The organism is Methylobacterium sp. NEAU K, from assembly GCF_030700285.1.
In the GTDB taxonomy this organism is placed as follows: Bacteria; Pseudomonadota; Alphaproteobacteria; order Rhizobiales; family Beijerinckiaceae; genus Methylobacterium.
Genome location: NZ_JAUYZJ010000003.1, coordinates 150,771 through 170,415, shown reverse-complemented (window position 1 = coordinate 170,415; position 19,645 = coordinate 150,771). Strand labels below are relative to the sequence as shown.

22 protein-coding genes are annotated in these 19,645 nt (G+C 69.2%); 8 read left to right on the top strand and 14 right to left on the bottom strand.

The annotated features are described in order from the left end of the window. Window positions 1-249 precede the first annotated feature (249 nt). The 10 genes from Q8W67_RS04020 to Q8W67_RS03975 form a co-directional block, all read right to left on the bottom strand. Window positions 250-1,497 (bottom strand): hypothetical protein, encoded by a 1,248-nt coding sequence (locus tag Q8W67_RS04020; RefSeq protein ID WP_305541057.1) that lies wholly within the window; start codon window positions 1,495-1,497, stop codon window positions 250-252. 103 nt (window positions 1,498-1,600) lie between these two features. Further along, on the bottom strand, window positions 1,601-2,638 hold the full coding sequence (locus Q8W67_RS04015; RefSeq protein ID WP_305541055.1) for an ABC transporter ATP-binding protein: 1,038 nt from the start codon (window positions 2,636-2,638) through the stop codon (window positions 1,601-1,603). Continuing rightward, window positions 2,635-3,690 carry an ABC transporter ATP-binding protein gene (locus Q8W67_RS04010; RefSeq protein ID WP_305541052.1) on the bottom strand — a complete coding sequence of 352 codons (1,056 nt, stop codon included), beginning with the start codon at window positions 3,688-3,690 and terminating at the stop codon, window positions 2,635-2,637. The genes Q8W67_RS04015 and Q8W67_RS04010 overlap by 4 nt, the downstream gene beginning before the upstream one ends. Next, entirely contained in the window at window positions 3,687-4,622 is a 936-nt protein-coding gene (locus tag Q8W67_RS04005; protein ID WP_305541283.1) for an ABC transporter permease, read from the bottom strand. Before Q8W67_RS04005 ends, Q8W67_RS04010 begins: the two co-directional genes overlap by 4 nt. A 14-nt stretch (window positions 4,623-4,636) precedes the next feature. After that, window positions 4,637-5,590 carry an ABC transporter permease gene (locus Q8W67_RS04000; protein WP_305541280.1) on the bottom strand — a complete coding sequence of 318 codons (954 nt, stop codon included), beginning with the start codon at window positions 5,588-5,590 and terminating at the stop codon, window positions 4,637-4,639. A gap of 198 nt (window positions 5,591-5,788) precedes the next feature. After that, window positions 5,789-7,411 (bottom strand): ABC transporter substrate-binding protein, encoded by a 1,623-nt coding sequence (locus tag Q8W67_RS03995; protein ID WP_305541050.1) that lies wholly within the window; start codon window positions 7,409-7,411, stop codon window positions 5,789-5,791. 107 nt (window positions 7,412-7,518) lie between these two features. Beyond that, window positions 7,519-7,902, bottom strand: a complete 384-nt coding sequence (gene hpxZ, locus Q8W67_RS03990; RefSeq protein ID WP_305541047.1) for an oxalurate catabolism protein HpxZ — start codon at window positions 7,900-7,902, stop codon at window positions 7,519-7,521. Next, on the bottom strand, window positions 7,902-9,299 hold the full coding sequence (locus Q8W67_RS03985; protein ID WP_305541045.1) for an AtzE family amidohydrolase: 1,398 nt from the start codon (window positions 9,297-9,299) through the stop codon (window positions 7,902-7,904). The genes hpxZ and Q8W67_RS03985 overlap by 1 nt, the downstream gene beginning before the upstream one ends. Next, window positions 9,296-9,490: a DUF4089 domain-containing protein gene (locus Q8W67_RS03980; RefSeq protein WP_305541042.1), complete on the bottom strand. Its 195-nt coding sequence runs from the start codon at window positions 9,488-9,490 to the stop codon at window positions 9,296-9,298. The genes Q8W67_RS03985 and Q8W67_RS03980 overlap by 4 nt, the downstream gene beginning before the upstream one ends. Window positions 9,491-9,659: 169 nt before the next feature. Further along, on the bottom strand, window positions 9,660-10,139 hold the full coding sequence (locus Q8W67_RS03975) for an ureidoglycolate lyase (RefSeq protein WP_305541039.1): 480 nt from the start codon (window positions 10,137-10,139) through the stop codon (window positions 9,660-9,662). A gap of 632 nt (window positions 10,140-10,771) precedes the next feature. Between Q8W67_RS03975 and Q8W67_RS03970 the strand changes: the two genes are divergently transcribed. From Q8W67_RS03970 to Q8W67_RS03960, 3 genes are all read left to right on the top strand, one after another. Beyond that, window positions 10,772-11,146, top strand: coding sequence for a DUF6481 family protein (locus tag Q8W67_RS03970; protein ID WP_305541037.1), 375 nt, complete (start codon window positions 10,772-10,774; stop codon window positions 11,144-11,146). A 212-nt stretch (window positions 11,147-11,358) separates the two neighbouring features. Then, window positions 11,359-11,640 (top strand): hypothetical protein, encoded by a 282-nt coding sequence (locus Q8W67_RS03965; protein ID WP_305541035.1) that lies wholly within the window; start codon window positions 11,359-11,361, stop codon window positions 11,638-11,640. A gap of 439 nt (window positions 11,641-12,079) precedes the next feature. Further along, the gene (locus tag Q8W67_RS03960; RefSeq protein ID WP_370693809.1) at window positions 12,080-12,328 is read left to right on the top strand and encodes a hypothetical protein; all 249 of its coding nucleotides are present in this window, start codon (window positions 12,080-12,082) and stop codon (window positions 12,326-12,328) included. A gap of 21 nt (window positions 12,329-12,349) precedes the next feature. Here the strand turns inward: Q8W67_RS03960 and Q8W67_RS03955 are convergent, their stop codons facing one another. From Q8W67_RS03955 to Q8W67_RS03940, 4 genes are all read right to left on the bottom strand, one after another. Continuing rightward, window positions 12,350-12,556: a hypothetical protein gene (locus Q8W67_RS03955; RefSeq protein ID WP_305541029.1), complete on the bottom strand. Its 207-nt coding sequence runs from the start codon at window positions 12,554-12,556 to the stop codon at window positions 12,350-12,352. A 190-nt stretch (window positions 12,557-12,746) separates the two neighbouring features. Further along, on the bottom strand, window positions 12,747-13,412 hold the full coding sequence (locus Q8W67_RS03950) for an HAD family hydrolase (protein ID WP_305541277.1): 666 nt from the start codon (window positions 13,410-13,412) through the stop codon (window positions 12,747-12,749). A gap of 157 nt (window positions 13,413-13,569) precedes the next feature. Continuing rightward, a complete protein-coding gene (locus Q8W67_RS03945) occupies window positions 13,570-13,983 on the bottom strand; it encodes a DUF2934 domain-containing protein (RefSeq protein WP_305541026.1) in 414 nt (137 codons plus the stop codon). Window positions 13,984-14,067: 84 nt separating this feature from the next. Beyond that, a complete protein-coding gene (locus Q8W67_RS03940; protein WP_370693808.1) occupies window positions 14,068-14,529 on the bottom strand; it encodes an atp-dependent helicase in 462 nt (153 codons plus the stop codon). Between the two features lie 174 nt (window positions 14,530-14,703). Here Q8W67_RS03940 and Q8W67_RS03935 point away from each other — a divergent pair, with 174 nt between their 5' ends. The 5 genes from Q8W67_RS03935 to Q8W67_RS03915 all read left to right on the top strand — a co-directional run bounded on the left by Q8W67_RS03935 (window position 14,704) and on the right by Q8W67_RS03915 (window position 19,532). Next, window positions 14,704-15,270, top strand: a complete 567-nt coding sequence (locus Q8W67_RS03935; RefSeq protein WP_305541021.1) for a NifU family protein — start codon at window positions 14,704-14,706, stop codon at window positions 15,268-15,270. A gap of 181 nt (window positions 15,271-15,451) precedes the next feature. Beyond that, window positions 15,452-16,126, top strand: coding sequence for a tRNA (adenosine(37)-N6)-threonylcarbamoyltransferase complex dimerization subunit type 1 TsaB (tsaB, locus tag Q8W67_RS03930; protein ID WP_305541019.1), 675 nt, complete (start codon window positions 15,452-15,454; stop codon window positions 16,124-16,126). After that, the gene (locus Q8W67_RS03925; RefSeq protein ID WP_305541016.1) at window positions 16,123-16,638 is read left to right on the top strand and encodes a GNAT family N-acetyltransferase; all 516 of its coding nucleotides are present in this window, start codon (window positions 16,123-16,125) and stop codon (window positions 16,636-16,638) included. Before tsaB ends, Q8W67_RS03925 begins: the two co-directional genes overlap by 4 nt. Before the next feature lie 4 nt (window positions 16,639-16,642). Next, entirely contained in the window at window positions 16,643-17,512 is an 870-nt protein-coding gene (locus tag Q8W67_RS03920) for a 1-acyl-sn-glycerol-3-phosphate acyltransferase (RefSeq protein WP_305541013.1), read from the top strand. Window positions 17,513-17,789: 277 nt separating this feature from the next. Next, entirely contained in the window at window positions 17,790-19,532 is a 1,743-nt protein-coding gene (locus tag Q8W67_RS03915; protein WP_305541010.1) for an L-lactate permease, read from the top strand. The last annotated feature ends 113 nt before the right edge of the window (window positions 19,533-19,645 follow it).

Genomic DNA, 19,645 nt, shown 5'->3' with positions numbered 1-19,645 from the left:
CGATCCAGTCTGGCGGCCGGGAGCGGGCGTGGCTCGTTTGCCCGAGGTTCGGGTGCCGCGGCCGGCTCCAGGTGGAAGGTGACCGGCGGCGGCTCAGGCGGAGGCGCCGGGGCTGCCGGTTCGGGCTCTGGCGGGGTCTGCCGGGCCCCGCAGAATGGGCAGAACCGCACCGCGACGTAGTGGCCGCGGCCGCAGGCGGCGCAGTGCCTTGCGGGCGGCGGAAGATCTGCGATCACGGCGGGGGCGCGGTCAGTGGACGATGGTGCCCGTCTCCGTGAATCGGACCATCCGCTCGACGAGCGGCGCGACCATCACCCGGTCGAGCTGCCGCAGGAGCCCGCGACGTGCATGCGCGACGTTTGCCTCGGCCTGCTCCCGGGCCAGGCGGCGCCAGGCGGCGCGGTCGGCCTTGCAGTCGGCCCAGGCCGTCTCGATCGCCCGGAACACCTGTGGCAGGCGCTCCATCGGGTCGGCGATCAGGTCGTAATGGTGATCGACCAGGCTGCCGAAGGTGTGGAAGCCGAGTTCCGACAACCGCGCGACCGCGCGCGGCGCGCCGACCGTCACGAACGGCAGCCCCATGGCGGCGGCCTTCAGGGACTTCTCGGTGACCCGCTCGACACCCAGCTCGAAGAAATCCGTCTCGGAAATGACGGTCAGGTCGCAATTGGCGTAGGCCTGACTGTCGAGGGTCAGGACCAGGTCGCCGCCCTGCGCGGGAGCGTCGATCCGCTGCGCCTGCCGGGGGATCCAGGCACCGACATCCGCCAGCAGAGGCGCGAAGGCCGCCGCGATCTCCGGCGGTGCGTGGAAGACATCGATGCCGCCCGACTTCGGATTGTCCGGGCCGATCCCGTGGAACGAGATCAGGCCGTCGCGGTCCATGCCGTTGAGCTGGAACCAGCGGTAGAGCAGCACCCGGTGCCAGCGCAGGGCGGCGTTCTGGCAGAGGAAGCGGGGCGGCCCGGAGTCCCGCGCCAGCGGCGCGTAGCCGGTCCGATCGAGGGGGTGTTCGGCAAACAGCCTGGGGCCGGCCTCGGCGTCGAGCCAGAGGGCGACCTGCAGCGGGAAGAATTCGAAGGTCCAGAAGCGCAGGCCCTCGCCGTAGTGCCGCTCGTAATCCAGGCGGAGCAGCCGGTTCTGGCTCACCAGGATGACGCGCGTGCGGGGGATGTCGAGCCCGTCGAGGTTGCGGTGGAGCGCATCGAAGGTCGGCGCATGGAGTCCAGGCCCCTCGTTCGACAGATCGAGGACGAGCGCCGCCCGCCCGGATCGCAGGTTCTCGATGTCCCCCGGCTCCAGGATGTCGAGCCGCCCGTTCGCCTCCGGGAAGCCGAGGCGGACGAAGTCCAGGACGGGCAGGCAGAGGAGGTGGTTTGCCGCGCCCGGATGGGCGGTGACGGTGATCCGCTTGCCCATCCAGCCTAGGGCCGCCGGCAGGAAATGGCCGCCCTCCCCGCGCGGGACGAGGACGATCTCGGGGGACGTTTGGCTCATCGCGACGCTCGGGCGGCCGGTGGTACGGCGGTCCTTCAGCCGAGCCACCGCACGATGCCGGATACCGGCTTACCGCGGACGCGTCGATCCCCGGATATCCGGCTCAGGCCGGGACCGGCTCTGCCGCGCGTACCGGCGTCGGCCCGGCCCGGTAGGCCGCCGAGGCCTCGTCGGTCCGCCAGCAGGCCACTTGGTGGCCCGCGCTGATCTCACCCACCGGCGGCATTTCCCGACGGCAGCGATCCTCGGCCAGGAAGCAGCGCGGCGCGAACGGGCAGCCGGGCGGACGGTTGGCGAGGTCGGGCGGGCTGCCCGGGATGGTCTGGAGCCGCGAGCCCTTCGCGAGCGCCCCCTCCGCCCGGCTGCGCAGCAGGCCGATCGTGTAGGGATGGTGAGGATCCAGCACGACCTGATGGGCGGTCCCGGTCTCGACGATCTTGCCCGCGTACATCACGGCGATCCGGTCGGCGACCTCCACGGCCGCCCCGAGATCGTGCGTTACGATGATGATCGACAGGCCGAGATCCCGCTGAAGCTCGCGCAGGAGCAGCAGGACCTGGATCTGCACCGTTGCGTCGAGCGCCGTGGTCGGCTCGTCGGCCAGTAGCACCTGCGGCCGGCAGGCGAGCGCGAGCGCGATCATGGCCCGCTGGCGCATGCCGCCCGACATCTCGTGCGGGTAGTTGTCGAGCCGCCGCTCGGGGCTCGGGATCCGCACCCGCTCGAACAGGGCGAGCGCGCGCTTGCGGGCCTCCTCCTTGGAGATCTTCTCGTGGCGGTGGATCGCCTCGGTGATCTGTTGGCCGACCGTGTAGACCGGGTCGAAGGCCAGCAGCGGCTCCTGGAAGATCATCGAGACGTCGCCGCCGCGGAAATCGGCGAGCTGTCGCTTGGTCAGCGCCTGCACGTCCCTGCCGGCCGCGCGGATGTTTCCTTCGATCCGGCTGCGGCCCTCCGGGAACAGCCGCAGGATGGCGCGGAGCGTCACGCTCTTGCCCGAGCCGGATTCGCCGATGAGCGCCATCGCCTGCCCGCGCTCGAGGGTCAGGTCGACGCCGTCGACGACCTGGACACTGCCGAAGGCGACGCGCAGCTTCTCGAGCGCGACTGCGGGCTCCGAAGTGGGGATGGGGTCGCTCATGCCGCGAGCGCCCGGGCCGGCGCTGCGGTATGGCCGGAGCCGGGCTGCCGCGCGAGGCAGGCGACCCGGTGCAGCGGACCGACCGTGTCGAGCGGCGGCTCCGTCTCGCCGCAGACGCTCTCGGCGAGGGTGCAGCGGGGATGGAAACGGCAGCCGGAGGGCGGATCGATCGGGTTCGGCGGGTCGCCCTGCAGCAGCGCGGCCTCCGTGCGGTTGTCGGGATCCAGCGACGGCATCGAGGCCAGCAGCGCCTCGGTATAGGGATGGGCCGGGGCGTCCAGCACCGTGTCGGAGGGGCCGATCTCGGAGACCCGGCCCAGATACATCACCATGACCCGGTCGGAGATGAAGCGCACCACGTTCAGGTCGTGGCTGATGAAGATGTAGGTCAGGCCGAATTCGGCCTTGAGGTCGAGGAGCAGGTTGAGCACCTGTGCCTCCACGGACTTGTCCAGCGCCGAGACCGCCTCGTCGAGGAGCACCAGCCGCGGCTCCAGGGCCAGCGAGCGGGCGATGTTGACCCGCTGGCGCTGGCCGCCGGAGATCTCGTGCGGGTAGCGGCCGGCGAAGCGCTTCGGCTCCAGGCCGACCCGGGCCAGAAGGGCGCGAGCCCGTTCCACTGCCTGCCGATTCGGGACGCCGTTGACCTTCGGGCCGAAGGCGATCGACTGCTCCACGGTCATGCGGGGGTTCAGGGAAGCGTAGCTGTCCTGGAACACCATCTGGACCTGGCGGCGATAGGCGCGCCAGGGCATCGCGTGCTCGCCGATTGCCTGGCCATCGTACAGCATCGTGCCGGAATCGCGCTCGATCAGGCCCATGAGCAGCTTGGCGGTGGTCGACTTGCCGCAGCCGGATTCGCCGACGATGCCCAGCGTCTCGCCCTTGAGCACCTCGAAATCGACGCCGTCGACGGCGCGCACAACCTGCTTCTTCCCACCGGCCTTGCGGACGGGGAAATGCTTGATCAGGCCCGAGACTGACAGGAGCGGCTGGGCAGGTCCGCCGCGGTCGCGGGCGAACGGATCGGGGGCGTCCGGAATGACGCTCACTGGCGAATCTCCATGGCTGCGCGCAGTCCGTCCGAGAACAGGTTGAAGGCGATCGAGACGATGAAGATGCACAGGCCCGGCAGGGCCGCGACCACGGGGTTGACGTAGATCGCGGTGCGCAGGGTGTTGAGCATCAGGCCCCATTCCGGCTCCGGCGGGCGCACCCCGAGGCCCAGGAAGGAGAGGCCTGAGGCCAGGATCATCGAGACCGAGATCAGGCTGGTGGCGTAGACGAAGATCGGCCCGACGACGTTGCCGAGCACCTGCACCCGCATGATCGTCAGCGCCGAGGCGCCGGACAACTTGGCCGCGTCGATGTAGTCGCGCTTGCGGATGCCCGTAGTGACGCTCTCGGCGACCCGGGCGATCTGGGGCACGAACACGCAGGTCAGCGACACGATCGAGTTGAAGATGCCGGCTCCGAGCGCACCGGACAGCGCGATGGCGAGCAGGACCGAAGGGAAGGCGAAGAACACGTCGATGGTGCGCATCAGGATCGTGTTGGTCCAGCCGCCGACATAGCCGGCCAGGATGCCGATGCAGGAGCCGATCACGAAGGCGATCAGCACGGGGGTGACTCCGATGAATAGGGAGAGCCGCGAGCCCAGCATCAGCCGGCTGATCATGTCGCGCCCGAGTTCGTCGGAGCCGAGCCAGTAGGTGGCATCGCCGACGTGCTTGAGGCGGCGCAGCATCGAACCCTTGTACGGGTCCATCGGGGTGATCCAGGGCGACAGGACCGCAATGATCACGACGAGCAGGATCACGGCGCCCGCGCCCATGGCCACGGGATCGCGCACCAGCCTGTGGCCGACATGGCCCCAGAAGCCGCGGGATGGGACGAAGGCGGCATCCGGCCCGTGGACGACATCCTCTGCGGCCAGGACGCCGCCGTCGAGGGCCACGGAGGCTGCGGTGACGGGAGCAGTCATCATCGACCTCCGGGTCAGGCGCGCTCGATGCGCGGATCGAGGGCGGTCTGCATCACGTCCACCAACAGGTTGAGGACCACGAAGAACATCGCGAGCACGAGGATAGAGCCCTGGAGCAGGGGCAGGTCGCGCTGGAAGATCGCGGCGTTGAGGAGGAAGCCGGTGCCCGGCCACGCGAACACGGTCTCCACCAGGATCGAGCCGCCGAGCAGGTACCCTAGCTGGAGGCCCATGATCGCCAGCGCCGTGGGCGCGGCGTTGCGCACGACGTGCTTGAACACGCCGAACTCGTCCATGCCCTTGGCCCGCAAGGCCTCGACGAAGTCCTGGGCCAGGATGTCGGCCACCAGGGCGCGGACGGTACGGGCGATGATGCCGGTGGGGATCACCGACATCGTCACCGCCGGCAGGATCAGGTAGCGCAGATGGTCGAAATCGGGCCGCCAGTTGCCGGACCCGTCGGGCCCCGCGCCGGTGGGCGGCAGCCAGCCGAGCGTCGCCGAGAACACGATCACCAGGACCATGCCGAGCCAGTAGTGCGGCACGCTCACGCCGAAGACCGAGAGGGCGGAGGCGGCCCGATCGGCCACCGAGTTGCGGTGGTAGCCGGCCACGAAGCCGAACAGTGTGCCGAATGTGAAGCCGATCACGGTCGCCACCGAGGCGAGGATCAGCGAATTGACCACTGCGCGGCTGACTTCGCTCAGCACCGGCCGGCCGGTTGCGATCGAGACGCCTAGGTCGCCGTGCAGAACGTGCCACAGCCAGATCAGGTACTGGACCGGGAGCGGCTTATCGAAGCCGTAGGCGGCGCGCATCTCGTCGATGGTCGCCTGGGTCGCGTCCGCCGGCAGCACCGCACTCAGGGGATCGCCCGGAGCAAGGTGGACCAAGAGGAAGCAGACGACGCTGACCCCGAACGCCACCGGCGTCACGTAGACCAGTCGTTTGAGGATGTAGAGCAGCATCATGTGCCTTGTGCTGGTCGGAAGATTCCCCTCGCCCGTCTGTGGGAAAGGGTGGCCCCTGCATCGGCAGGGGTCGGGTGCGGGGAGCGAAATTACCGGATGTTCGCGACGGGCCTCATATCCTGACCCGCCGCACTGCCCCTCCCTCCCCTGCTGCGCAGGGAATCCTCGCCCGCAAGGGTCGAGGAAATCCCGCGATTACCGCCCTGCCGTCCCGATCGTGATCTTCGAGAAGTCCTGGAACCAGTTCTGCGCCTGGACGAAGCCCTTCACCTTCGGGCTCATCGCCCGGGGATTCACGTCGTGCGTGATCATGATGAACAGCGCGTCGTCAACATATTTCTCGTGGATTTTCTCCAGAACCTTGGTCTGCTCGGACTTATCGAAGGTATTGCGGACTTGATCGAACAGCTTGTCCATCCCCGGATCGCAATAATAGCCCCAGTTGGTGCCGTTCGGTGGGGCGAGATTGCACTGGAGATGCCGGATGAGGCCCGTAAACGGATCCTGGATGAAATACGAGTAATTGATCGCCGAGACGCCGCGGGAGATATCGGCCTTTGCGCCCGCCCTCCAGATGTTGATGAGCGTGTTCCACTCCACCACCTCGTAATCGACCTGAATGCCCACGTCGGCGAGGTTCTGCTGCACGAATTCGTTCATCGGCAGCGGCTGCATCTGGCCCGAGCCCGAGGCCGAGATCGCGACCTTCAGCTTCAGCGGCTTCGCGGGGCTGTAGCCCGCCTCGGCCAGCAGCTTCTTGGCGGCGTCGGGATCATACTTCACGTCGAAGGTCGGGTGTCCGAACCACTGGTGGCCGGGCGGCATGAAGCCCTTGGCAGGGATGGCGAGGCCGCCGAGCAATTCTTTCAGGCCCTCGCGGTCGATGGCCAGGTTGGCGGCCTTGCGCACCCGGATGTCGTTCCAGGGCGAGCCCTCGACCCGAGACAGGTGCCAGGTCCAATTATGCGGATAGGCGTTGGTGACGATGGTGAAGCCGGCGCCCTTCAGCGAGGCCACGGCGTCGGGTGCGGGCGCCTCGATCCAGTCCACCTGGCCCGAGCGCAGGGCGGCGACCCGCGCGTTGGCCTCCGGCAGCGGCACAAGCACGAGCTTGTCGAGCTTCGGAATACGGTCCTTGTCCCAATACTCCTTGAACGGCACCATCTCGGCGCGTTCGCGGGGCGCGAACAGGGTCAGCTTCCAGGGGCCCGTGCCCGAGGGCTGCTTTGCGAAGGCGTCCCAGGACTTGCCGAGCTTCTCCCACTGGGCCGGGGACGACATCATGATCCAGGCGATCTGGTAGGGCAGCGTGGCGTCCGGCGCCTTGGTGACGATTTCGACGGTCAGCGGGTCGATCGCCCGGTAGGTCGCCACCGCGGGGATACGTGTCTTCCCCTGCGCCGATTGGCGCGGGTCGTATTGCGGGGCGTCGGCCTTCAGGAGCTTGTCGAGATTCCAAACCACGGCATCCGCGGTGAAGTCGGAGCCATCGTGGAATTTCACCCCCGGCCGCAGCTTGAAGGTCCACTTGGTCTTGTCGGCCTCGTCGACGCTCCAACTGGTGGCGAGGCCCGGCACGAGGTCGGAGGCGAGCTCGGCGCTCGACAGGTCCCAATTGATGAGGCCGTCATAGACCGTGTAGCCGAGGAACCGCATGCCCTCGCCGCCATTGTCGGCCTGGCCGGTGGTCAGCGGGATGTCGGACGCGGTCATGCCGATCCGCAGCGTGCCCTGCGCGAAGGCGGTCGTGCTTGCCGAGAGCGCGAGGGCACCGGCCAACGCCGCGCGGGCGCCGAGATTTCTCAAACGGGACAGCATATCGGATCGGATACTCGCGTTGGTTCGGGCCTGCCGGCCGGAATACCCTCCCCCGTATGCAAGCCCGCGGCCAGTCGGGCGCCGTCCATGCATGCACAGCTTCGATTCTATGCGGCGTCGATCAGGCTCACATGGGCCGCGACCACGCGCCAGCCCTCCGGGAAACGCACCCAGGTCTGGCTCTGACGGCCGACCTTGCCGGGCGCGTTCTCCCGGGTGAACAGAGTCATCGCCGTGGCGAAGTCGCGCCCGTAGGTGGTGATCACGGTCTGCGCCAGCATGCGCTCCAGGCCGACGGGTGAGCGGGCCCGGCGGAAGGCCCGGATCGCGTCCATGCCGTAGAGGTTCTCGCCGATGCCGTACCGGACGGTCCGCGGATCGTCCCGGAACAGAGCCTCCAGGGTGGCGACGTCGTTGGTCACGAGCGCCGTCTCGTAGGTCCGGAACGCAGCCTCGACTTCGGCCTTCACGGCGGGATCATCGGTCACCATCAGGCAAGCTCCGCAACGGGCGCCGCGCAGACCCCCGTCCGTTCAAGGTGGCGCGAGACGCGCAGGGCCAGGTCCTCGCGCCAGGGGGCGGCGATGACCTGAACGCCCAGCGGCAGCCCGGCATCGAGCCAGACCGGCGTTGCGACCACGGGCAGGCCGATGAACGAGATCGGCTGGGTGAACACGCCGATATTGGCCCGCACCGGCAGCGTCACGCCGTCGAGGATGAAGTGGGTGAGGCCACCCCTCGGGGCGCGGCAGGGGGTGGCGGGGGCCAGAATGACGTCGACCGTGTCGAACAGCGCGAGCACCGCGGCCCGGTACCAGCGGCGGAAGCGCTGGGCCCGCTCGACGAACGGCGCCGGGATCATCGCGCCGGCGATCAGCCGGTCGCGAACCGCCGGGTCGAAATCCCGTGGCCGGGCGCGCAGGCGGTCAAGATGGAGGGTCGCGCCCTCGGCGGCGGTGATCAGGTAAGCGGCGGCGCGGGCACGCCCGGCCTCCGGGAGTTCGACGGTACGACTGGCGCCGAGGGCATCGGCGACGCGCGCGACTGCCGCGAAGGCCTCCGGGTCGCCGCCGCGGGCGAAGTAACCGCCGGCCACCGCGATGCGCAGGCCGCCGATCCCGGATTCGAGATTTGGCATTGCGGGCTCGGGGGGGCGGCTCGTGGCGACCGGGTCGTCCGGGTCCGGCCCCAGCATGGCATCGTAGGCCAACGCGAGATCGGTCACGCTGCGGGCCATCGGCCCGAGATGGTCGAGGCTGCCGACGAACGGGAAGCTGCCGGCCCGGCTGAGCCGCCCGTAGGTCGGCTTCAGCCCGAAGCAGCCGCAGAAGGCGGCGGGTACCCGGATCGAGCCGTTGGTGTCGGATCCCAGCGTCAGGGGCACGAGACCGGCCGCCAAGGCCGCGCCCGAACCGCCGGACGAGCCGCCGGTCATGTGGGCGAGGGCGTGCGGGTTGTGGGCGTCGCCGTCATGGACGTTCTCGCCGGTGAAGTCGTAGGCGTATTCGCCCATGTTGAGGGCGCCAACCAGGATCGCCCCGGCCGCCTCCAGGCGCCGCACCAAGGCGCCGTCGCGCTCGGCCGGGGGGCGATCCCTGTTGATCTTCGACCCCGCGCGGGTCGGCAGGCCCGCGATGTCGATCAGGTTCTTCACCGCGAAGGGAACGCCTGCGAGAGACCCGGCCGGCTCGCCGCGGCCGAGGGCGCCGTCCAGCGCATCGGCCCGGGCGAGCGCCCGCTGGGCGAGCACATCCGTGAAGGAACCGACGCGCCCGTCGATCCTGGCGATACGGTCGAGGGCTCCGGCCACCGCCTCGCGGGCGCTCGAACGACCGCTGGAGACCGCCGCGGCGATCGTGGCGGCGTCGGACAGGGCAAGTGCGCTCATGCCTCGAATCTCGGTGCCGCCTCGGCCTCGTCGGGCAGCGCGAAGGCGCTCACGAGTTCCGCCGCCGCCGCAAGGACACGCAGGTTCGCGGTGATCGGCACGATCCACGCGGGATCGAGGGCCAGGCCTAGGAGGCCCGCGGCCACCGAGGCGTAGGAGTCTGGGTCGAACGGGAGTGGCGTCTCTGGCATCGCGGTCCTCACGTCGGCAGCTCTATGGCCGGCCCAGTCGATTAGCAGGCATCGTGCCGAACGACCTTTCGCGTTACGCCCCGCCGCATCGCGTCGGTTGCCTAATTCCTGGGCGCTCCAGCGGCCTCATCAAGGGCGACACTCGATCTTGAAGACGATTGCCTATTTTCTAGGCGTCATGTTCCATGTCCAGGGAGACCGGCGCAATCGACGCGAAGTCGCAATCCGCTGCCGTACCATCCTCGTGGACCAGCATGGCGAAGGTGCCCGGCGCGCAGAGGGTCATCATGTGCGCGTGCCAAGCCCCCGCCCGGTAGTTGATGCCGACACGGCCCGGGACCCGGAAGGCCTGGATCCGCGCCTCGTCTGGGCTGCCGTGGCGGTCGGGTGCCACGACCACCACGTATCCCTCGACCGAGAGGGGCAGGAAGGCCTGATTCGAGTGCGGATGCCGCTCCAGCCGGCACAGTGGCTTCAGCCGGTCGAACGGATCGCTGCGCACGAGAGCGAGATTCGCGACCGCATCCGGGCGCGTGTTCTCCATCCGGCCGGCACGGTCCTGACGGGGCGGCGTGGCCGGGACTGCCAGCAGGTCGCCGTAGGGTGCGAAGGCTTCCGAGGTGATGTCCGCGACGGGAATACTGTGCATGGAGGGTCCTTGCGCCGTGGCTTCGGCTTGTCGGTGAAACACGAGGCACCTTCGGCGCGCCGATCGTGCCGATCAAGGCTGCAGGTCTTCGATGCTGTCGCGCGCCATACGTGTAGCATCGGCCTCGCAAGCTGAAGGTTCGATCACCGCACGTCGAACGCCCTCGACATGTCGCCGCAAACGGGCAAGCGTGCCGCGCCTGCTCGGCTTGCCGCCTCCGTGGCCGCGACCTATCTTTCAGCCAAGTCAGGTCGAGTCTTCGGCTCGGCCCGGAAAGCCGGTGTCGGACTTCAGGCCGTCGCGCCCAACCGTCGGTTTGAGGTTTTTCGGCATCGTCGAGCAAAACTTTTACAGAGATGCCGTGGATTGTCGCTCTGCCGGCCACCTGAGTACGCGGACACGATTGCGTCCCAGGGTAGGCGGGAGCTAAGGGCTTTCCCGTTTTTCCAGACATGGTCCGACCCGAGCGCTCGAGCGCGAGCTGAGCGCTCGGGTCGGACCATCGGCAGCGCCGGTGGATCGGTGCGGTTCCAGGGCCCGGGGACGGCAATGGAACCCGTAGACTCAGTACGTGCCCGGCGTAGCCGGACGTCCCCGCGAAACGCGTGACGTACCCAACCGAGAAAGGTCAGATGAGCGCATTCGACTACAGGAATTTCGACGACCGCCGCCAGAACTCCCAGAACGCCAAGGCCGCCCTGCTGGCCAAGTTCAAAGCCCGTCCGCCGGCCGATGATCCGGAGGTGATCGCCAAGGCCCGGGCCCGCGCCGAGGTCGCCAAGGCCCGTGATGAGCGCGCCCGCGAACGCGAGGCCGCCCGGATCGCCGCAGAGCGGAAGGCCGCGGAGGAGAAGCGCCTGCGCGAGGAGACCGAGCTTGCCGCTCGGCTCGCCCGGGAGGCTGCCGAACTTGCTGCCGCGCAGGAGCGCAAGGCTGCAGAACTTGCAGCCAAGAAGGCCCAGCGCGACGCCCGCTACGCCGCCCGCAAGGCGAAGGCCAAGCGCTGAGCGGCCATTCACCGACAGCCTTGACCACGAGGCTCGGACGCCGTCCGCCGGAATGGTGGGCGGCGTCGTCGTATTCTAGATCTATCCGAGCGCCCTGGAGCCAGGGCCGTCCCCAACCATCGCCCGATGGCGGCGGTTGAGAGCGGACCCCGGGTCTTGGTGGGCGCGCAGGGCCATCCGTTCTACGGACCGGCCCGGACTGCGAGGAAGCGATGTGGTCACGAACGATGCTGACGGCGGTGCTGGTCGTCTTGGCGGCGTGCTCTGCCCGGGCGCAGGATGGCACTGCGGTGACCGCCTGCGATACACTGATCGCCGCCCGCCGGATCGATGCCGCCTCCGGGTCAGCGCGGGATGCTCCGCTGGAAGCCGGGTGCCGTCGGATACCGCGCGGCGAGATCGGCACCGTGGAGCAGCGGGCGATGATAGGCGGTGCACCCTACGAATGCATGACCGTCGCGGGTTCCGGCCGCTGCCTCTGGATCGTGCCGTGACGCGGTAACCACACGGCGGAAGAGGGACGAAAGCGGCATTGCGAGCCGCGATCCAGCTCAGGTCTTGTTACGGTACGGTCTTCGCGACCGAAAACGGCGATCGCGTCGATCAGTGCCCCGTCGCAGCGCCCCGGCAAGGCTGCGCGATGAACGGCGGCGGAGCGAAGGTCCGCGCGTGTGTCGGCCGCGGAACGCCGCAATTCACGCGGCCTATGGCGGCCCCTGCCACGCGCATGCGTTCCGGTCAGCCCGGCGCATGATCGCGGGCTCGAACGGGTGCCAGTCGATGGCGATTTTCCAAACGAAGTCAGCAATCTGACAAAGCTTCACGGCACAGCCGGCCGCCCTATCTCGCCATACGGTAGGATGAGGAATACGTTCCGGTATGTCGAGTATCCAGGCCAGGACGCCGATCCCAGCATCGATATCGGCTGGCATCTTGATAGCGGTCGCCCTGGCGCTGGGATGTGCCTCTGCCCGGGCTGAGCCGCCGATTCGCAGCCCCGAGGATGCGGCTTGCCGCACCGAAGCGCGCGCCAAGGTCTTCTCCACCCCCAATCCCCACGGGCTCGAACTCGAGGAGATCGGCCGGCGGATCTACCAAGCCTGCATGAGCCGGCTCAGCCAAGTTGCCGCCAGGCCGCCCAAGCGCGGGGGCGGCCACCGTCACCGGGCACGGCAGCGCTGAACATGACTTCTGCCTGACCGTTCAGGCGTCGAGGGGAGCCCCGATCCGGGCGCGCAGCTGGACGCGCAGGGCCTCGTTGCCCCCCTCGGCGTCCAGCGCCGACATCAGGCGCAGGAGCTTGCTCAGCGGAGTGGACCGGCTCTCAATGGCCTCGGCGATCTGCTCCGGCAGGGGCTTGGCCGCCGGCACGAAGCGCGGTGCTGGGCTGGCCTGATGGGTCTGGTTCATGCGCGGAGCTCGTGCTTTGAGACATTCCAGATGGCGGGCGGGTCGCTACGCCTTCCGATCGGTCGGCGCCAGCCCCATTCGCGCAATTACGTAGCCGGCGTCGTGCTCCGTCGCCGCGCTGCAACACAGGGCACGGGAAACAGTGGAGGGTTCGAGCCCTGCCGCCGAATCGGCTTGCCAGCGTCGCTGATCAAGTGGATGCCAGCAGCGAATCGTCGAAGCCGTCGAGCAGATCCTGCGGATCACGGTAGATTTTCACGCAGCCCGCAGCGGACAGCTCGGCCTCCGGGAAGCCGCCGCAGAGCATCCCGATGGTGCGCAGTCCCGCCTTCCCGGCGGCTTCGGCATCGTAGGGCGTATCACCCACCACGATCATCGCGTCCTTATCGATACCTCCGAACTTCTTCACTGCGGCTTCGAAGATATCCGGATGTGGCTTCGAACGGTCTGCGTCGTCCGAACTCGTGGCGACGTCCACCAAGTCGCCGATTTGCAGGATCTCTTGGTACCGCTCGACCTCGGCGCGCTTGCCCGAGGAAGCGAGCGCGATCTTCAGTCCGCCAACGCGGATCCGCTCGAACAGCGGCCGAACCGCCGGGAATGGACGGACCTCAGAGAGGTATTTCCGTTTGAACAAGTCCGAACGATAGCTCTCGATCGCCCCGCCCTCGCGTGCCAAGCGCTCGCGCGGCAGGAACACCGGCATGAGCTCGTCACCGCCTTTGCCGATCTGGCGGCGAACCTCCGTCTGATCGGTCTCCACGCCGAAATGCGCAAACGCCTCGACCCAGGCGCGGCCGTGCAGGTCAACGCTGTCGAGCAGCGTTCCGTCGATGTCGAAGATCACCGCGCGCATCATCGGCTCCCTCGCGGCGCTCCGCGCGCGCTAGCGCGGACATACGGTGCCGCGGCGGACCTGTTCCGTTCAGGCGGTCCGCGAACGGCAGGAGCCCGCCCCTCGGCGAAGGGGCGGGCTCCTGAAGCGCGGTCGCGGCGCGAAGGGCGCCGACCGGTCAGTGCATCGAGGCCGGGGCGCGGGCCGGCTTCGCCTTAGCCGCGAGGCCCGCGGTCACGGCAGCCTTCGAGGCGCGGGCGGGCTTGGCGGCAGCGGGTTTCGGTGCGGCAGTCTTCGGAGTAGGAGCCTTCGGCGCAGCCTTGGCCGGCGTAGCCGTCTTGGCGGTCTTGGCGCTAGCGGACTTGGCAGCAGACGCCTTGGGTGCACCCGCCTTGGCGGCGGCAGCCTTGGCGACGGGCTGTGCGTCAGCGACATTCAGCGCCGGCGCGGACGCGCCTTCCGCCAGCATCGCATTGGCATGCAGTTCGGCTTCCGCGCGAATCCAATGCGCGGCGGCATGCCCGTGGATCCGGCCCTCGTTTTCCCAGATGTAGTAGGCGCACTCGCGCACGTGATGTTCGCTGATCTGCATGCGTTCGATCTCCTGTCGGTCCCGGGACCGACGATGCGAGCGCATGGTTAAGGGGCGATTAACCCCGCCGGTGGCGCTGTCGCCCTACCCGGCGATCCCGAGCACCCGCCGCGTCTCCGCCAGCAGCACCGCGTGCCGGGCCGCGCCGGGGCCGTCGTCGGGCGCCTCGCGGCCGGCCCGCGCGATGATCTCTTGGAACCGGCGCCGGTCGAGGGCACGGTGCCCGATGCAGTCGAGAACGGCGCCCAGGACGGTCCGCACAGCCTCGGTGCGTTCCTCGGCGACCGCTACGGCCTCCGCATCGGCCGCGCGGGACGCCGCCTCCGCAAGTTCGGCCACCAAGGCCGCCTCCCGGGCGCGGGCGCCAGCGAGTTCGGCCGCGAGTCGCTGCTCGTTCTGCCACGCCAGATCGTGCTGGTGCGTGCGCAGGGCGAGCAGCACCTTGAGCGAGGCCGCATCGTCGCGCGCCGCCTCCAGCTTGGCCTGGGTCGCACGCAGGTCCTTCAACAACTCCTGCGCGAGGGTCTCGTCCCCGGTCACGTCCACTCCCGGCTCCGTTGGCATCTCGATCTCGCCCGTCCTGAAGCGCTGCCGGCCGAATGTCCACTCTCCGGGCCGGGCGGCCGGTTGAGAAAATCCGGCCGCCGGTCCACATGGGAAGCGGCGCCCCGCGCGCCTGTCCCGGCCGGCCTTGAACCGGCGCAGCGGAGTTCTCCCATCATGTTCATCCAGACCGAAGCCACACCGAACCCGGCCACCCTCAAGTTCCTGCCCGGCCGGGTCGTCCTTCCCGAGTCGACCTTCGAAGCGCGGGATGCCCAGGCCGCCGCCCGCTCACCCCTCGCCTCCGCGCTGTTCGCCGTGCCCGGCGTCTCCGGCGTCTATTTCGGCCACGACTTCATTTCCGTCACCAAGGCGGAGGACGGCTCGGAATGGGCGCAGGTGAAGCCCGCCGTGCTCGGCGCGATCATGGAGCATTTCCAGTCCGGCGCCCCCGTGATGGTCGAGGGCGACCACGAGGACCACGAGGCCGGCGACGAGTTCTACGACGAGGCCGATCACGACACGGTTGTGACCATCAAGGACTTGCTAGAGACGCGGGTTCGCCCGGCCGTGGCGGGTGACGGCGGCGACATTACCTTCCGCGGCTATAAGGAGGGCGTGGTCTACCTGGAGATGAAGGGTGCATGCTCTGGCTGCCCGTCCTCCACCGCCACACTCCGGCACGGCGTCCAGAATCTGTTCCGGCACTTCCTGCCGGAGATCCGCGAGGTCCAGGCGATCTGAGCGGTTCGATCCGTGTGCTTGGCGGCAACCGGCGCAAGCCGGCAACACTCCGCCGCCAACGCGGTTCTCACGGCCGGCCCGCGCTGACGGGGCGGCTGTTTTGCTCTAACGCTGGGATCTTCGCGCCCTTCGGGGCTGCAGGGGGGCGGTAGCTGGTCCGGACCGGCAAGCGGGAGTGGGCGTGCGTATCCTTGCCATCGACACAGCGCTGGACATGTGCGCCGCCTGCGTCGCGGCGGATGATGCCGATGCGCCTCTCTCCGCAGAATCGCTCCCGATGGTGCGTGGCCATGCCGAGTCCCTGCTGCCCCTGATCGAGCGGGTGGTGGCCCGGGTCGAAGGCGGCTTCGAGGCGATCGACCGCATCGCCGTAACGGTCGGTCCCGGAAGCTACACCGGGCTGCGGGTCGGCCTCTCGGCGGCCCGCGCAATCGGGCTCGCCACCGGCAAGCCCGTGGTCGGCGTCGGCACTCTGTCGGCCCTGCTCGCGCCCCTGCTGGCCGAATCCCTTGAAGGCATGATCGCCGCGGCGATCGACGCCCGGCACGGCGCCGTCTACGTCCAGGCCCTGGGCCCCAGCGGCGGGCTCGCCCCCGCCCATCTTCCGGTGGAGGCGGCCGCGGAACGCTTGGGTCCGGGCCCCGTGGTGTTGATCGGCTCCGGCGCCCCGCTGCTGGCGGCGGCGCTCTCCGCCCGCGGGGTGAGCGCGCGGATCGCCGGCCTCGGCGCTCCCGAGATCGCCTCCGTTGCCTCCCTCGGCCTCGTGGCCGATCCGTCCCAGGCCCTGCCGCGACCCCTGTACCTGCGCGGACCGGATGCGCGGCCACAGGATCATGCGAGGATCGCGCGGCGATGACGCGTCCGCTCCCGTTCTGGCCGCTCGACTGGTGGTTCGCTTGGTGGGATGCCCTCACCCCGGAGCCCTACGTCACGCCGCTCAGCGATGCCGCGCAGGCGCCGGCCCTCGCCCGTCTCCACGCGACCGCCTTCGCGCGGCCGTGGGACATGCACGAGTTCGAGCGGATGCTGTGCGAACGCTCAATCCATGCGCACGCCCTCTGGCGGACGGGTACGCTCCAGGGCTTCGTGCTCTCGCGCCGGGCCGCCGACGAGGCCGAGATTCTGACCGTCGTGCTGTCCCCGGCGCTCCGCGGCGGCGGCCACAGCCGCAGGCTCCTGCGCGAGCACCTTTCGAGCCTTGCCCTCGCGGGCGTCGCCCGGGTCCACCTGGAGGTCGACGAGGGCAACGCGCCCGCGCTCAGGCTCTACGCCCGCCACGGCTTCCGGAAGGTGGGCGAGCGCACCGGCTACTATCTCAAAGCCGACGGCAGCCGGGCGACCGCGCTGACGATGAGCGCCGACCTGTGACGGCGTGAGCCGCTTCGGCCTCACTTGGCGCCTCGCGGCGCTCACCCTCGCCTTCATGGTGCTGGCGCCGCCGCACTGGATCGCCTTGCGGCGGCTTCGTCGCCGCTCGGTCCTGGCGCCGATGCTGTTCCACCGGGTGTTCTTGCGGCTCTTCTCTGTCCGGGTGACGCAGAGCGGCACGCCGCCGGAGCCCGGAGAGGCGGCCCTGGTGCTCGCCAACCATGTCTCATGGCTCGATATCGTGGCCATCGGGTCCCTGCGGCCGCTCTCGTTCGTGGCGAAATCCGAGATCGCCGGCTGGCCGGTGATCGGCGCGCTCGCGGGGCTACAGCGCACGATCTACATCGACCGGCAGAGGCGCGGAGCGACCGCCGCCGTCAGTGCCGCGATGGGTCACAGGCTGGCCGAAGGCGAACTGGTGGTGCTGTTCGCGGAAGGGACCACCGGCGACGGCAACCGGCTCCTGCCGTTCCGGTCCGCGCTGGTCGGCGCGGCGCGGGCTGCCCTGCAGGCCGAATCCGGGTCAGGACGGGTGCGCCTCCAGCCGCTCGCCATCGCTTATCCCAGGCGCAACGGCCTGCCGGTGGTGCGCTCCGAGCGCACCGAGATCGCCTGGTACGGCGACATGGAGCTGGCGCCGCATCTCGCCGCCTTCGTGAACGGCGGCCCGATCGACGTTCACGTGATCTGGGGGCCGCCGATCGCCTTCGAGGCGAACACCGACCGCAAGCTGGCCACCGCCGCCGCTGAGGCGGAGGTCCGCGCCGCCCTGCAGGGCGTCATGACGGACCGTGCGCTGGCCCCATCGGCGGCCGGCATTCGCCCCGCTCCGTCCGGTCTTGCCGTCGGCAGCCCCGAGATCGCGGCGGTCTGACGGCGCCAGCTCGCCCGCCGGCCTTCGCGGCCCGACCTGTCTTGAGCCGCCTGCGCGGCGATGCCGGATGACGTCCAGACGTTCGCCGACCGGGCCATCCTCTCCGACTTCTGCCGGGCGACTCAGTTAGGGTCGGATACGGCCGCTTCTCCCGCGCGACTCGGTTACTCCGTAGAAAGTGCCCCTGGATACATGATGCATGCGCGTTGAGCGGCCCGTATCTCTCTGCTAGCTAGGCCGAAACCCCGTGACAGCCGGGGTATTGGGAGGACGCCCGTTGCAAACCTGGAATCAGGTCTATGATCCCTTCGGGAGCCCGTGGCTCTCGACAATCGCCGCCGCCGTGCCGGTGATCGCGCTGCTCGCGATGATCGCGAGCGGTCGCGTCAAGGCCCACATCGCGGCCGTCATCGCCCTGGGACTCGCCCTGCTGGTGGCCATCGCGGGCTTCGGCATGCCGGTCGGGCTCGCATCCCGGGCGGCGATCCTCGGAATGGTCACCGGTTTCTTCCCGATCGGCTGGATCATTCTCAACGTCATCTTCCTCTACCGTCTCACGGTGGAGAAAGGCTGGTTCGCCGTGCTCCAGCAATCGGTGGCCGGCATCACGGCCGACCGGCGCCTGCAACTCCTGCTGGTGGCTTTCGCGTTCGGCGCCTTTTTCGAGGGCGCTGGCGGCTTCGGCACGCCGGTGGCCGTCACCGGGGCTATCCTGATCGGTCTCGGCTTTTCGCCGCTGGCGGCATCGGGCCTGTCGCTGATCGCCAACACCGCCCCGGTCGCCTTCGGGGCGCTCGGCGCGCCGATCCAGGGCCTGGCCTCGGTGACCGGCTATCCGCCCGAGATCCTGGGCGCCATGATCGGCCGGCAGCTGCCGCTGTTCTCGCTCATCGTCCCGTTCTGGCTGATCTGGGTGTTCGCGGGCTTCCGCGGCATGGTCCGAGTGTGGCCGCCGATCCTGGTCTGCGGTGCCTCTTTCGCGATCGCGCAGTTCCTGATCTCGAACTACGTCAATCCCTGGATCGTCGACATCGGCGCATCTCTGGCCTCGATGCTGTGCCTCGTCCTGTTCCTCAAGGTGTGGCAGCCCCGCGAGATCTGGACGTCGCCGGCGCTTCGCGGCCACGATCCGTCCCTGGCAGTGGCCGCTCCACGCCCGGTGGCGCTCGGCGCCGGCGTCCCGGGTGGGACAGGCGCCCCGCGCCAGGCCGGCATGCGCACCGCCTCGCAGGGCGAGATCCTGATGGCTTGGGTGCCGTGGATCATCCTCTCGGTGATCGTGGCCGTCTGGGGCACCGGCTGGTTCAAGGGCTTGGTGAACCCGCTCTTCACCTGGAAATACGAGGTGCCGGGCCTGCACAACATGATCATGAAGGTGCCCCCGGTGGTGCCGAAGCCGGCTGCCGAGAGCGCGGTGTTCCTGTTCACCTACATGTCCTACACCGGCACCGGGGTTCTGATCGCGGCGATCATCTCCGGGCTGATCATGCGGTTCTCGCCGGTGCGCCTCGTCACGGCGTATTTCGAGACCATCTGGGCGCTGCGCTACTCGCTCATCACCATCGCGGCGATGCTGGCGCTCGGCGTGTTGACCCGATACGCGGGCGTCGACGCCACGCTGGGCCTCGCCTTCGCGGGCACGGGTATCCTCTACCCGTTCTTCGGGACGCTGCTCGGCTGGCTCGGCGTCGCGCTCACCGGCTCCGATACGGCTTCGAACGTGCTGTTCGGCGGCCTCCAGCGCATCACCTCGGAGCAGCTCGGCCTCTCGGGTGTTCTGATGGCGGCCGCAAACTCGTCGGGCGGCGTGATGGGCAAGATGATCGACGCCCAGTCGATCGTCGTCGCCTCCACGGCCACAGGCTACTTCGGCCAAGAGGGCAAGATCCTGCGCTTCGTCTTCTGGCACTCGATCGCGCTCGCCTGCCTCGTCGGCGTACTGGTGATGCTCCAGGCCTACGTGCCGTTCTTCCAGAACATGGTCATCAGCGCCCCCGCTCTCGCGCCGGCAGCCCACTAAAAGGGCGGCGGGAAACCCGCCGCCTCCACGCATCGACCGCAGGACCGTCCGCATCCGCCGGGCGGTCCTGCGGCTTTTCCGGGGTTTGCCCTCAGGGCTGACCGGGCGCCGCG

Excerpts from the sequence above, each read along its gene's own strand:
- hpxZ (WP_305541047.1), bottom strand. The coding sequence starts at position 7,902 with ATGGTGACCGATGATCCCGCCGTGAAGGCCGAAGTCGAGGCTGCGTTC.
- Q8W67_RS04000 (WP_305541280.1), bottom strand. The coding sequence starts at position 5,590 with ATGCTGCTCTACATCCTCAAACGACTGGTCTACGTGACGCCGGTGGCG.
- Q8W67_RS03975 (WP_305541039.1), bottom strand. The coding sequence starts at position 10,139 with ATGCACAGTATTCCCGTCGCGGACATCACCTCGGAAGCCTTCGCACCC.
- Q8W67_RS03970 (WP_305541037.1), top strand. The coding sequence starts at position 10,772 with ATGAGCGCATTCGACTACAGGAATTTCGACGACCGCCGCCAGAACTCC.
- Q8W67_RS04015 (WP_305541055.1), bottom strand. The coding sequence starts at position 2,638 with ATGAGCGACCCCATCCCCACTTCGGAGCCCGCAGTCGCGCTCGAGAAG.
- Q8W67_RS03945 (WP_305541026.1), bottom strand. The coding sequence starts at position 13,983 with ATGCAGATCAGCGAACATCACGTGCGCGAGTGCGCCTACTACATCTGG.
- Q8W67_RS04005 (WP_305541283.1), bottom strand. The coding sequence starts at position 4,622 with ATGACTGCTCCCGTCACCGCAGCCTCCGTGGCCCTCGACGGCGGCGTC.
- Q8W67_RS03980 (WP_305541042.1), bottom strand. The coding sequence starts at position 9,490 with ATGCCAGAGACGCCACTCCCGTTCGACCCAGACTCCTACGCCTCGGTG.
- Q8W67_RS04020 (WP_305541057.1), bottom strand. The coding sequence starts at position 1,497 with ATGAGCCAAACGTCCCCCGAGATCGTCCTCGTCCCGCGCGGGGAGGGC.
- Q8W67_RS03935 (WP_305541021.1), top strand. The coding sequence starts at position 14,704 with ATGTTCATCCAGACCGAAGCCACACCGAACCCGGCCACCCTCAAGTTC.
- Q8W67_RS03995 (WP_305541050.1), bottom strand. The coding sequence starts at position 7,411 with ATGCTGTCCCGTTTGAGAAATCTCGGCGCCCGCGCGGCGTTGGCCGGT.
- Q8W67_RS03950 (WP_305541277.1), bottom strand. The coding sequence starts at position 13,412 with ATGCGCGCGGTGATCTTCGACATCGACGGAACGCTGCTCGACAGCGTT.
- Q8W67_RS03985 (WP_305541045.1), bottom strand. The coding sequence starts at position 9,299 with ATGAGCGCACTTGCCCTGTCCGACGCCGCCACGATCGCCGCGGCGGTC.
- Q8W67_RS03965 (WP_305541035.1), top strand. The coding sequence starts at position 11,359 with ATGTGGTCACGAACGATGCTGACGGCGGTGCTGGTCGTCTTGGCGGCG.
- Q8W67_RS03925 (WP_305541016.1), top strand. The coding sequence starts at position 16,123 with ATGACGCGTCCGCTCCCGTTCTGGCCGCTCGACTGGTGGTTCGCTTGG.
- Q8W67_RS03955 (WP_305541029.1), bottom strand. The coding sequence starts at position 12,556 with ATGAACCAGACCCATCAGGCCAGCCCAGCACCGCGCTTCGTGCCGGCG.